Annotated in this window: 7 protein-coding genes; 3 read left to right on the top strand and 4 right to left on the bottom strand. The window is 42.2% G+C overall.

Going from position 1 to position 12626, the window contains the following annotated elements; genetic code table 11:
- Nucleotides 1-61: 61 nt before the first annotated feature.
- Entirely contained in the window at nt 62-874 is an 813-nt protein-coding gene (locus WAA15_RS10200; protein WP_337042635.1) for an MBL fold metallo-hydrolase, read from the bottom strand.
- 25 nt (nt 875-899) lie between these two features.
- A complete protein-coding gene (locus WAA15_RS10205) occupies nt 900-4103 on the bottom strand; it encodes a glycoside hydrolase family 3 N-terminal domain-containing protein (RefSeq protein WP_337042636.1) in 3204 nt (1067 codons plus the stop codon).
- A 377-nt stretch (nt 4104-4480) separates the two neighbouring features.
- Between WAA15_RS10205 and lon the strand changes: the two genes are divergently transcribed.
- Nucleotides 4481-6937 (top strand): endopeptidase La, encoded by a 2457-nt coding sequence (gene lon / locus WAA15_RS10210; protein WP_337042637.1) that lies wholly within the window; start codon nt 4481-4483, stop codon nt 6935-6937.
- Nucleotides 6938-7009: 72 nt separating this feature from the next.
- Here lon and WAA15_RS10215 read toward each other — a convergent pair whose 3' ends face one another.
- Nucleotides 7010-7897 carry a DNA-3-methyladenine glycosylase 2 gene (locus WAA15_RS10215; RefSeq protein ID WP_337042638.1) on the bottom strand — a complete coding sequence of 296 codons (888 nt, stop codon included), beginning with the start codon at nt 7895-7897 and terminating at the stop codon, nt 7010-7012.
- 29 nt (nt 7898-7926) lie between these two features.
- Entirely contained in the window at nt 7927-9183 is a 1257-nt protein-coding gene (locus WAA15_RS10220; protein ID WP_337042639.1) for a hypothetical protein, read from the bottom strand.
- A 135-nt stretch (nt 9184-9318) separates the two neighbouring features.
- On the opposite strand from WAA15_RS10220, the gene WAA15_RS10225 reads away from it, so the two are divergent.
- Both WAA15_RS10225 and WAA15_RS10230 read left to right on the top strand, forming a co-directional pair.
- Complete coding sequence (locus tag WAA15_RS10225) at nt 9319-10377, top strand: family 16 glycoside hydrolase (RefSeq protein ID WP_337042640.1); 1059 nt, start codon at nt 9319-9321, stop codon at nt 10375-10377.
- A gap of 170 nt (nt 10378-10547) precedes the next feature.
- Nucleotides 10548-12626 (top strand): GEVED domain-containing protein, encoded by a 2079-nt coding sequence (locus WAA15_RS10230; protein ID WP_337042641.1) that lies wholly within the window; start codon nt 10548-10550, stop codon nt 12624-12626.

Raw genomic sequence — 12626 nt, forward strand, 5'->3', positions numbered from 1 at the left:
GTATCTGCAAAATGTACTGTTACTTTAAATAGCTGCCCGAAAAGCCTGTACTTTGTGTTATTTATAAATCTCCGATGGCTGCTTCGACCATGTACCTGACAGAGACATCGTTCGATAACAGAATTTTCATCAGATGAATCTCGCGGAGTTTCATGGCACGTATAATTTCTTTCACCGACAGCCCGCGCTGATGTAAAGCTCTGGCTGTGCCGCCAAAATCTTCAAAATATTGCAGTTTTGCCTGTAAAAGTTGCTTGCCCTCTTTTAGTCGTGGGTGATGCCCGCAAAAAAGTACTTCAAAATCATACGCCAGTACTTTTTTAAAAGAATCTACCTGTGTCCAGAATTTTTCACCTTTTCTGAAAAACTTGATTTTAATGCCTACAAACAAATCACCTGAAAACAACCAGCCTTTATTTGGTTCCAGAAAAACGGTGTGGTCGTCCGAATGGCCGGGGGTGTAAATTGGTAGTAAAGTATGGTGTGAAGATTCGATGCTTGTCGGGAAATTGTGTATTTCTTTGACAAAAGGCTTTACATGGCCAAAAAGAAATTTTTCGTACGGGTATAACCCGAATCCCTTTTTTACTTTTTCTTTGGTAAAGGTATGGGCAAAAACTGCTGCCTGATGCTCATGTGCCAGTTGGGTTACATTGCCTGAGTGGTCTTCATGAAAATGTGTGAGCAGGATTTTCTCGATATTTTTGTCTCTGAAAGTTTCAGATACTTTTTCGGCACAATGTGCCTGAGCGGTATCAATCAGGATATTATCAAGAATATAACAATAAACATTGAACCAGGGTTTGCCGATAGGAGAGTAGCCAAAACGGAACAACTCAACATCGGCAAACTTTCTGTATTTAAGGTATTGCATGGCTGGAAATTAACCCTTTTTTGGGTTATTGTTTCACTATTTTGTAAATCTCGTCGCCAATAGCTGTTCTGATATTCAGGCTACTGATTTTGGTATTGTCGCGGGTTGGATACACACGGTTCGATAAAAACACATACGCGAAATTATATTTTGGGTCAACCCATACAAACGTACCCGTAAAGCCCGAATGGCCATAACTTTCTGGCGTTGCCAATGTAGGGCCATTAGCTACTTTCGGATTAAAATCTATTTTATCGAAAGCAATGGCACGGCGGTTTTTCAACTCAGGAAACTGGTAACGGGTGCATTCTTCTACTACTTCAGGTTTAATAAACTGCTTGCCACCATAGCTACCTTTTTGCAGGTACATCTGCATAAGTTTCATTAAATCGTTGGCATTGCCGAATAAACCTGCATGGCCCGATATACCCTCAAGCATACCTGCGCCTTCGTCGTGTACACGGCCATGAATGAGGGTTTTTCTGAAAAGCGTATCACGTTCGCTAGGCACAATCTGCGACTTAGGGTAAAACCTTAAAGGGTTGTATGTCAACGAACTAGCTCCTAACTGTTTGTAAGTTTGTTTCAGGTAGTCTTCCCAGCCAATACCTGTCAGGCGTGGCACAAATGTAGGGTAAGTATAATAATGGAGGTCACTGTATACATAACCTTGTTCGGGTTTCACGGGCGAATCTTCAATGGCCTGAAAAATTTTCTCTCGGTAATCTTTATGCAGCCACAGGCTGTCTGTAACCTGTACGGTAAATTCGGCAGAAGGTTTCGTCGAAAGTGTATTTTTTTTCCACACCAGCGTTGCAGGCGAGAGGGTTTCTTTCCAGAGGGTTTTATCTTCCTTAATGGCTTTCATCAATAAAGCATTATACTTTTTCTTGCTCATCAGGAACTTACGCTTGTATTTATGTGCGTATTTTTCTTTAAATACAGGGCTGTTTCTTACCGTTTTTACAGAGTCTATGCAATCCATCCAGAACGGAATCCAGGCTTTTAGTCCAGCTTTGTGTGTAAGCATATCTCTGAAATGCAAATCGGCTTTGTTCGAGTTGGCAAATTCCTCGTAGTAATCTTTAAAGGTTTTATCGAGGTCAAACTTACCCGTACTCATCAACTGCATTACAGCCAGCAAAGAGGTACTTACTTTGGTTACCGAGGCGAGGTCGTAGAGGTCAGTAAGTTTTACTTTTCCTGTTGAGACGCTGTTGTTAGCCGCAAAAACCTGATTAGGTGTGTTGTTTTTTACCTTTTCGTCCATTACATCGTTTTTACTTTCTGCTCTGAAACCAGTGGTATTACTTGTGCCGACATCGGCTTTGGCTGCTTCGTAGGTGTGGTAACCAAAGGCTTTATGATAAATAACGCGGCCTTCTTTGGCTACTTCCAGTACTGCACCCGGGTAGGCCTTTTCTCTCAGCCCCAGATTAACTACCGAATCCATTTTTGCATTAAAAACCTTACTGTCGAGCCCTACCATTTCAGGAACACCATAGGCTAGTCGGCCTAAAGCATTCGTCTGAATGCCAATTTCAAGCGGGTAACGCTCATTTACAGTAACAGGTAGTTTGCCAATAAACCTGATAGCCCCAAAAATAGCCTGTGCGGCGGCTTCTTCCATGTAATTGGTTAGCTGATACGCCATTACAATGGCTTTGGCTTTATCTAGGTCTTCAAACTTATCGAGCGAATAAGGGTTGCCAAATAATGTTACCACTGCTTTGCCTGTATTTATCAGTGCCTTTATGGCTTTTTTATTGGCATCGGTAACCCCATACTTAGCTGCCGGACGAATGTTGTTCAGGTGCGCACCTACCAGAATCAAATCGTAGTTTCTGGTTTGTTCCAGAACCCTGTTAATGGTTGAGTCAGGCGCATTAGCCGGAATCACGAAATGAGTAACGTCAGTATAGTTACTTGTCATTTTCTGAAAAGCCGTTAACTGGTTAGCATCCACCGAAACCGTCGCAATTTTTTGGGTTAAATCCTGTATTGGTAGGGTATTGTTATCGTTTTTAACTAGCGTAACGGCTACTTCGGCCAATTGTCGGTTCAATACATCGGCGTTTGTGGTATTCAAATCGCGAATAAGGTTTTCAATCTGAATGGGTTGGTAGTGGTCAAGGCCCACCCACGACTTTGCCATGAGTATTTTCTTCACGCGGAAATCAATCTCTGCTTCCGAAATTTCTTTGTTTCTGATAGCCATTTTAATGGCTTCTATGGCTGCGGGTACATCTTCAAAAGTTTCCAGAATATCGTTACCTGCCAAAATAGCTTTTACATTGGCTTGCCCTTTAGGAAAAAACTTCACGGCTCCCTGCATATCCATGGCATCGGTAAAAACCAGTCCTTCAAAGCGCAAATCCTTGCGTAGTAAATCGGTAACAATATTTTTTGAAAGTGTAGAGGCCAGATTTTTGGTACTATCTAAAGCCGGAATACTCAAATGGGCTGTCATGACCCCGCTCAAACCACTATTCATGAGCATTCGGTAGGGGTAAAGTTCAATATTATCGAGGCGTTTTCTGTCGTGTACAATCAAGGGCAAATCATAATGCGAATCAACGCCCGTATCGCCATGACCCGGAAAGTGCTTGGCCGAAGTAAGAATGCGTTCGCTGTTCATGCCTTGCATATAGGCAATGGCTTTGGTAGCTACGTCATATTTGTTTTCGCCGAAAGAGCGGAAATTAATAACCGGATTATTAGGGTTATTGTTAACATCAACCACTGGCGCGTAATTAATATGCACCCCCATTCTGCGGCATTGTCGCCCGATTTCGGCCCCCATTTCTCTGATGTCCGCCTCTCGACCACGAATCGCCCCCAGTGTCATCTGATACGGAAACCTCACGGTACTGTCAAGCCTCATAGCTAAGCCCCACTCAAGGTCCATGCCTATTAGTAAAGGCACTTTCGATAAACGTTGTAGCTCATTCACAATACGGGCTTGCGTAGTAGGTTGTCCGGCAAAAAACACCACACCGCCCAGTTTATAATCTTTTACCCATTTTTTCAGCTTTTCAAAATCGTAGCCTTGCCCTGAGGTATTGCCACGAGGCATTAATAACTGGCCTATTTTTTCTTCTAAAGTGAGTGTTGCAAAAACAGAATCTACCCAGCGTTGGTTATAATTGGTAAGGAAGTCAGGCTTTTTTTGTGCGAAAGAACCCAAAGCGTTGATAAGCACGAAAGTTAGCAACAGTACTTTTTTCATAGGTGTTTAAATATTGGTCAGAATCTAAGCCAAAGTAAATCAAAAATCGGCAATATTCCTGCAAGGTTTTAAAAATGCGGGCTATATTTTGTGTTTCAGGCTTTTTTTACTGCCATAATGCCATACTTGTGGGCTTGGCACTAGCTTTGAGGTATAAAAAAAACAAATATATTTTTTGATTATCAGAAACCTTTTGTACTTTCACTCTGACATTCTGGCAGATAATTTTTACTTGTTTGTCGGTATTCAGAGCGCTTGGTGAGAACAAACTGATAATATAATTGCTGTATATTTAATGCGAGGCCGCCCTTGAAGGTCGGTCAGATGGACTGAATTTAACATAGTGGTAAATGAATCGTGAACTAATCTCTAGCCTAATGGCACGCCAAGACATTGAAAACGTTGAAATGATTGAAATTGCTTCGCCCGACGAAGTAATGGAGAATGAAAATAATCTGCCAACCGAACTACCGCTTCTTTCGTTAAGAAACACAGTGTTGTTTCCGGGTATTGTAATTCCGGTAACAGTTACCAGAGCGAAATTCATTAAAATGGTAAAAAAAGCCTACCGCACCGACAAAACCATAGGTGTGGTGGCACAAATACGCCATACTCCGAACGAACCAACCCCCGAAGATTTATATAAAGTCGGTACTATTGCTACAATTCTGAAAATGATTGTGTTGCCTGACGGCAATGTGACCGTAATTATTCAGGGGCGCAGACGTTTTGAAGTAATTGAGTATCTACAAACCGACCCGCACCTGAGTGCATCGGTAAAGTATATTCCTGATAGTTTCCCGAATGTGCGTAAAAAGGAAGTAAAAGCCCTGATTCAGAGCCTGAAAGAAGCCGCGTATAAAATTCTGAGCCTTAATCCTGAAATACCTAAAGATGCGCAGATGGCTATCAGCAATATTGACAGCCCTAGTTTCCTGACACACTTTTTGTCTTCAAACCTGAACATCGAAATTAGCGAAAAGCAATTGTTGCTCGAAACCTTCGACGGTAGCGAACAAGCCCATAAATTGCTTGAACACATGATGAAAGAAATTCAGGTGCTTGAAATTAAACGTGACATCCAGAGCAAAGCAAGCCTCGATATTGACCAGCAACAGCGCGAATACTACCTGCGCCAGCAAATAAAAGTTTTGCAGGAAGAACTTGGCATGGAAACCCCTGACCAAGAAGTTGAAAAACTAAGGGCTAAGGGAGCTAAAAAGAAATGGACAAAAGAAGCCAACGAGCATTTTAATAAAGAACTGAATAAAATTTTGCGCATGAACTCAATGGCTCCTGAATACGGAGTATCGTTGAATTATGCCGAAACAATGGTCGACTTACCGTGGAACGATTATTCAAAAGATAATTTTGATTTAAAACGTGCCAAAAAAATACTCGATGCCGACCACTCGGGCCTTGAAAAAGTAAAAGAACGTATCATTGAGTATCTGGCCGTACTAAAACTACGGAGCGATATGAAAGCCCCGATTCTGTGTTTATATGGCCCTCCGGGTGTAGGTAAAACATCGTTAGGCAAGTCAATAGCAAAATCGTTGGGGCGTAGCTATGTACGTATGGCACTCGGTGGCCTGCATGACGAAGCTGAAATTCGTGGGCACCGAAAAACTTATATTGGTGCAATGCCGGGTAAGGTTATTCAGAACTTGCAAAAAGCAAAAAAATCGAATCCGGTATTTGTGCTCGACGAAATAGATAAAGTCTCGCGCGATATGCGTGGCGACCCTTCGTCTGCCTTGCTCGAAGTGCTAGACCCTGAGCAAAATTCGTCGTTTAAAGATAACTATCTTGAGGTTGACTATGACCTCTCGAAAGTGTTGTTTATTGCCACAGCCAATTCTCTTGATACCATTCAGCCACCTCTGCGCGACAGAATGGAAATCATCGAAATATCTGGCTATACAGTAGAAGAAAAAATCGAAATTGCTAAAAAGCACCTTGTGCCAAAGCAATTAGAACAACATGGTATTAAAATAAAAGACCTGAGAATTGACGATAAGGCTATTCAGAAAGTAATTGAGGGCTACACGCGTGAGTCAGGCGTAAGACGCTTGGAACAGCAAATAGGCTCACTGGTAAGAAAAATAGCCAAATCGATTGCCATGCAGGAGGACTACCCCAAACTGATAAAAGTTGAACACGTAGAAAAACTACTGGGTGCGCCTGTGTTTGAGCATGAACTATACGAGGGGAACGAAATTCCGGGTGTGGTAACGGGTTTAGCGTGGACCTCGGTAGGCGGAGACATCCTGTTTATTGAATCAAGCCTGAGCCGTGGTAAAGGCCAACTCACGTTATCGGGGCAGTTAGGCGATGTAATGAAGGAGTCGGCGGTAACAGCCCTTTCCTACCTGAAATCTCATGCCGAAGAAATAGGCATCGACTACCGTATTTTCCATAATTATGATTTGCACGTGCACGTTCCGCAAGGGGCTGTGCCTAAAGATGGGCCATCGGCAGGTATAACAATGGTTACGTCAATGGCTTCTATCTATACACAACGTATGCTGAAACCAAACCTTGCCATGACAGGCGAAATAACCCTGCGTGGAAAAGTGTTGCCTGTGGGTGGTATTAAAGAGAAAATTCTGGCAGCTAAACGTGCAGGTATCAAGGAGATTATTATGTGCTACAAAAACCGTAAAGATGTGGAAGAAATAGGTGGTAACTACACCGACGGCTTAACTTTCCATTACGTCGATTATGTGCAGGATGTATTGGAAATTGCTTTAATGCCAGACAAAGTAAAGAATCCGATGAAGTTTATTTTACCGGAAGAAAAGAAAGAGATAGCTCCGGTCGAAATGCTATAAACCATACAGATACAAATGGTAGTAAAATAAAATCCTCACTCGGCAAGGGTGAGGATTTTATTTATAGCAAGGCTACTCACCAAGCAGCGAATGCCAGAAATAAAAGGTAGCATACCCACGCCAACCCGACCATTTTTGTGCCATTTCGTGCAAGGTCGGAATAGTTGGTTTAGCCGGAAGGCCATATTGTGTTCTGACGGCGTTATGTAAGCCAACATCTTCAACCGGAAACGCATCGTAACCTTTCATGCTCTTCATCATTGAGTAGTTGGCCGTCCAGTTGCCTACACCCTTAATGGCGGTGAGTTGCTGCCTGATTTCATCAAACGAAAGCATGGCAAGGGCTTGTTGCGATAAATGGCCGTCATTAAAAGCCTGCGCAATATTAATAATATACTGTGCTTTGCTTCGGCTAAACTGAAGTGGCTGAAAATCTTCTATGCGTAGGCTCGCCAGTATTTCGGGGGTGGGTAGGGCATAGTACGTTTCGCCGTTATAAGTAATGCTTTTACCGAAATTATGCACCAGCCGTTGTTTAAGTGTATAGGCAAAGTTGAGGTTTATCTGTTGCCCGATAACCGACCACACCAACGACTCAAACAGGTTGGGCATTCCTATCATACGCATCCCATAATATTTCTGGCAGAGTTGCTCTAAAGTAGGGTCTTGGGCTGCTATACCATAAAACTGTTGTAGGTCCGTTGTGAGGTCAAACCAGTCTGAAATATAGCTTTTTACAATACTTTGTATTTCGGCCGACTGGTTGGGCGTGTGTATGGTAGCTACTAAATGTTTATCGAACTCAATAGAAAACAACACTAGTTCCTGATTTACCTCCAGTACTTTTATGATGGTGTTGTTCACAATGCTGTGCAGGCTTTCTTTTTCATTGCGCGATAAAAATCGCAGAATTTCTTTGTAATTAAACGCTTCGGGTGTGGTAATAGCTATTCTATTCATTAATAAATAAAGTTTAAAACAGGGAACAATCAACTGCGGGCTGCTTTTATTTCGGGTTTTCTGGCTATGCCATTACCTCTGAAAATAAACACAATTTCTTTTAGCTCACCCAATGGCTTGGTATAAGTGGTTTCAAATATTTTTTGCTCGTTCAGGTATATCTGCACCAGTTGGTTTTTATTCAGCACCTTTACCTTTTGCCAATGATAAATATCTGTACCGAAAGCCGTCAGGTCAACCTTTTTGCCATTAAATTTCTGGTTACTTATACTCAGATTCAGGTCACTTTCGCAGCCTTTTGCACCAAAACCAGCATAAATAAATTCATGTTCGCCTTTAAGCACCAAAGAAGCAAGCGGGCATACAATGCCTGTCGAATCTATTCTGAAATCGGCAGTAAAAACAAAATTATTCCCATCAATACCAAAATCGCGGCTGTTATGAAAAGTCAGGTTAAAGGGTTCATGAGTATCAATCTTGTGCTGCCCTAATACAGCAGGTTCCATGCCGAGGTCGTCGTTTGGAAGCCATTCCGTAGCTGGAATAATTTTATTTTCGAGGTTATTCTGGTGTGCCGCTATTACCCATTGGCTGGTTTTAATATGAACGGGTATTTCTTTAATAATGGAGTCGTCGGCTATGAGTTTCGCCATATAATAACCGGGCAGGTAGTAAATATCTGTTTGCTGATGGTTGCCTTTCTGCACTTCTACCCGCCGCCGTGTATCCCACGATTGCTGAATGTAAAACTTTTTAGCCATAACCGAATCAACATTGTAGCTAAAAACTACGGTGTTAGGCACCTGATTAGTAACTGAGGTTTTCACCGAAAACATAATTTGTTTCGGGTCAATGGGTTTATTAAAAAACTTATCAGCAAATACTACTAAAAGCAACGCTACTACTATTACTCCGGCCAGAGCCATCCATACCAACGGAAGCCTTTTTTCAGGAGCTTTTACTGTTGCCTCTTTAATTTTATTGTGGGGCGGTGTATCACTGGCTGCTATTCCGGTTAGTTTAAGACTAAGCCAGTCTTTGCCGTAAGCAATGCTACTCAGCGCATCCAGCGTTGAAATATGCGGCAAGCGGTTATACTCATTTCGCCAGATTCTCTTGATAGTTGTCAGGCTTATTTTTATACCCGATTTCTCTTCAATAAAAAACACCAGAAAATCATAATCTTTCTGAGTCCAGTTTTCGAGTTTTTCCAATCCGGCTTTTAGGGTAATTTCTTTTTTTAAAATTTGTAATAGCTCTTCATCAGTCTGGTTTATGTCGCTCATAATCAGAGGTTTATAAAAACAACCGTAAAATAGTTGTAAAACAGTTCAGTATCGTTCTGCATAATTATATGCGCTTGGCTTAATCTTGCGGTTGAAAAATATTTCTGTCAAAATTTAATATAAATTATTATGAAAATGCGCAAAATTACCTCATTTATTCTTTGTTTGCTTGTAGGAGTGTCGTTTAATTTACTGGCTCAGGTTAACCTGAAAGACTGGCAGGCACTTTCAGAAAACAACGAACCCGCCACAGTTACAGAACAAACATACAAAGATAAAACCTGTATAAAACTTGATGGCAAAAAAGAAGCGGTACTTATCAACAAAGCCAGAACTTATGATAATTTCAGAATCGACTTCGACATAGCCGCCAGAGTAATGGCTGGTGTTGGATTCCATACCAAAAACGAACAAAATTATCAGTTTCTTTATTTTCGGCCCGGTTATGGAGGCACACAGGAGGCTATTCAGTATATTCCTATTTATAACGGCGGTTTAAGCTGGGTTATGTACCATTACCCAATTTATGAAGCCAAGACCGATATTGCTTCGATGGAGTGGTTCCATGCCACTATCGAAGTAAGAAACAAAATATTAAAGGTGTATGTAAATTATAAAAAAGAACCAGATATGACCCTTACCTTGCTCGACACCGATACTGAAAAAGGCAATATCCTGCTAAGAAGTATGTTTGGCGAGGCCTATTTTGCAAATGTGCAAATTCAGGAAATTCCGAAGGCGATGACCGACTGGGCTGTTTCGGAACAACTACCACGCGATAAAAGTTATGAGTATGCCGACATGAAAAAAGTAAAAAACTGGACTAAAATTAACCAGAAAAACGATGAAATGGTTAATCTGAAAAGATACTTTGAGTATCCTGACGGAACCGTTTTTGCCAAGAGAACCATTGTTGCCGATACAGACAAATCACACCTTTTATATTTTGATTTTACCGGTAAACTTCAGGTTTACCTCAACGGGAAGCAAATATTCAATTATACAAAGTATAAACTCGACAGGCTCGACCCCCAAACCAACTGCACCGTGCTTGACCTCAAGAGAGGAGAAAACGAACTGGTTTTTGTGGTTGAAGGTGATGCCTTCTTTTTCGGAAAAGGGTTTAATTCGATGGGAAGGTTTCAGCACCAGAACTGGGGTTTTATAGCCTCACTTGCCGAAAAAATGAGGTAAGCCGATTTTTCTGAAATTATAACAAACGGTTGGGTAGGGGGCTACTCAACCGTTCTGTTTTATAACTACCTCAAAGACTTTTACAAACCCGTACCCAAGATTTTAATAACGGAGGTAAAAATATTTGTTTATCTTTGATAGTTTCAGGTATTATTAGTTCTGACAGTTTAATGAAAATTACGCGTTTACTACTGCCGTTGTTGTGTTGTATGGCATTGGTAGGGTTTGCACAAAACAAGAATAATCCGAACCCATCGGTTGCCCTCGATAAAACTAATCGTCAGGACTGTGGTACGCCTCTGCCCTCACTCAAACTAATACAGGAGCAAGCAAAACTCATTAAGCAATTAGCTCCAAAAGGAATTAACGCCAGTCCGAATCTGTTTATCCCGCTCAAGATTCATATCGTCAGGCAAAGCAATGGTACAGGCGGGTTACCTACAAGCACCCTTGAAACCGCTATTGCCACCCTCAATACTACTTATGCCAGCATGAACATGAATTTTTTTATGTGCAGTAGTATTCATTACATCGATAACGATGAGTTGTATCAATTAGACGTTGAAAAGGAAAATACCCGATTGGTTTTAAACAATGTAAACGATGCCATTAATATCTATTTTGTAGGAAGCCTGACCACAAATGGCACGGCTATCAATGGTATTTCGTCGTTTCCGGGGGCTAATGCTTTAGATAACCGTATGATTTTATCAAACGATGTAGCCGGAAACGGTATTACCCTCCCGCACGAAATGGGGCATTACTGGAACCTCTACCACACCTACGAAACCTTTTATGGAGCCGAACTGGTAAACGGGAGCAATTGCAACTCGGCAGGCGACTTTATTTGTGATACACCCGCCGACCCTTGCGGTGGTTTTGCGCTCAACTGCCAATATACCGGAACAACCCGTGATGCCAACGGACAGCTTTACAGCCCTATGGTTAACAACCTGATGTCGTGCTATGGGGTTTGCCGCAATAGCTTTACAGCAGGGCAGTATGCCCGAATGACCGATGGATACGCGCTCAGAAACCTTTACATGAATGCCAATACTTATACACTGGCGTGTTCGGCTACAATGGCTTTGGCACCAGATAACCTTAACCTTAGTGTAACGGGCTGTAAGATAAATATCTCATGGACCGATAACGCCACTAACGAAATGGGTTATATCATTGAAATGGCAACAAGTATGGCAGGGCCTTTTATGGCCATAGGCCGAACAACGGCTAATGCCACTAGTTTCAGCGATGATGCCTTTCATACCGACGGAGCTACTTACTATTATCGGGTAGTAGCGGCTAACTCAAATGCCGCATACAGTGTTGTAAATAGTATAGTGTTTAATCCGGTAAATGGAGCTTGTTATTGTATTCCTAATACCCTGACCTGTTCAGACGGCGACGCTATCTCAAACGTAACCATCAGGCAGGGTAGCACTGTTCTTTTAAGCCAGAATTCGGCTTGTACCGTAAGCGGTTATTCATTAACCAACACGCCGGAAACAATTCTCCAGAAAGGAAATACTTACAGCTTTGGTATAACTATTCCGGCTACTACTTATCAAGATGGAGCCATTGCATGGGTTGATTTTAACAAAAATGGCAATTTTGAGAATAACGAAGTGGTTTTTTCAAAGGCTAAAGCTGTATGGACAGATGCTTCCGCAACATTTACGGTTCCGGCTGGTGCTATGGCTGGGCAAACGCGTATGCGTGTAAGTGTTATGTATAACTCAGACCCGACCGACCCCTGTGCTAGCCCTGTGGAGGCTATGGGTTATGGCGAAATAGAAGATTATATTATTACCATTGCCGAAGCGGTTTGTGACCCACCCCTTGCACTCGATGTGAGCCGCTGTGGGCAGGGAGTAGCCACATTAAATGCGTCGGGCTGTGTGGGTACTACCAACTGGTATGCTACTGCTACTAGCGAAACAGCCATTGCCACGGGTGCATCATACACTACTCCGGTGCTTACCAATGATGCCGTTTATTATGTAAGTTGCCAGTCAGATTTTTGTACCAGTACGCGTACGGCCATTCAGGTAAAACTGCATATAAACCTGAGTTTTGCTGGCGTTGCCCAGGTGGCAGGTAGTTATCGGGTATCTCAGAGCATCACAAGTACTGCCGATGTAACAAGCGGAACAAGTTATTATGCCGGAAAGGCCATCATGCTCGAAGCGGGCTTTCAGGCCGGACCGAACGAGGTTTTTCTGGCAAGTATAGAAGGTTGCCCATAA

The organism is Emticicia sp. 17c (assembly GCF_037153985.1).
Lineage (GTDB): Bacteria > Bacteroidota > Bacteroidia > Cytophagales > Spirosomataceae > Emticicia.

Excerpts from the sequence above, each read along its gene's own strand:
- WAA15_RS10200 (WP_337042635.1), bottom strand. The coding sequence starts at position 874 with ATGCAATACCTTAAATACAGAAAGTTTGCCGATGTTGAGTTGTTCCGT.
- WAA15_RS10205 (WP_337042636.1), bottom strand. The coding sequence starts at position 4,103 with ATGAAAAAAGTACTGTTGCTAACTTTCGTGCTTATCAACGCTTTGGGT.
- lon (WP_337042637.1), top strand. The coding sequence starts at position 4,481 with ATGGCACGCCAAGACATTGAAAACGTTGAAATGATTGAAATTGCTTCG.
- WAA15_RS10215 (WP_337042638.1), bottom strand. The coding sequence starts at position 7,897 with ATGAATAGAATAGCTATTACCACACCCGAAGCGTTTAATTACAAAGAA.
- WAA15_RS10220 (WP_337042639.1), bottom strand. The coding sequence starts at position 9,183 with ATGAGCGACATAAACCAGACTGATGAAGAGCTATTACAAATTTTAAAA.
- WAA15_RS10225 (WP_337042640.1), top strand. The coding sequence starts at position 9,319 with ATGCGCAAAATTACCTCATTTATTCTTTGTTTGCTTGTAGGAGTGTCG.
- WAA15_RS10230 (WP_337042641.1), top strand. The coding sequence starts at position 10,548 with ATGAAAATTACGCGTTTACTACTGCCGTTGTTGTGTTGTATGGCATTG.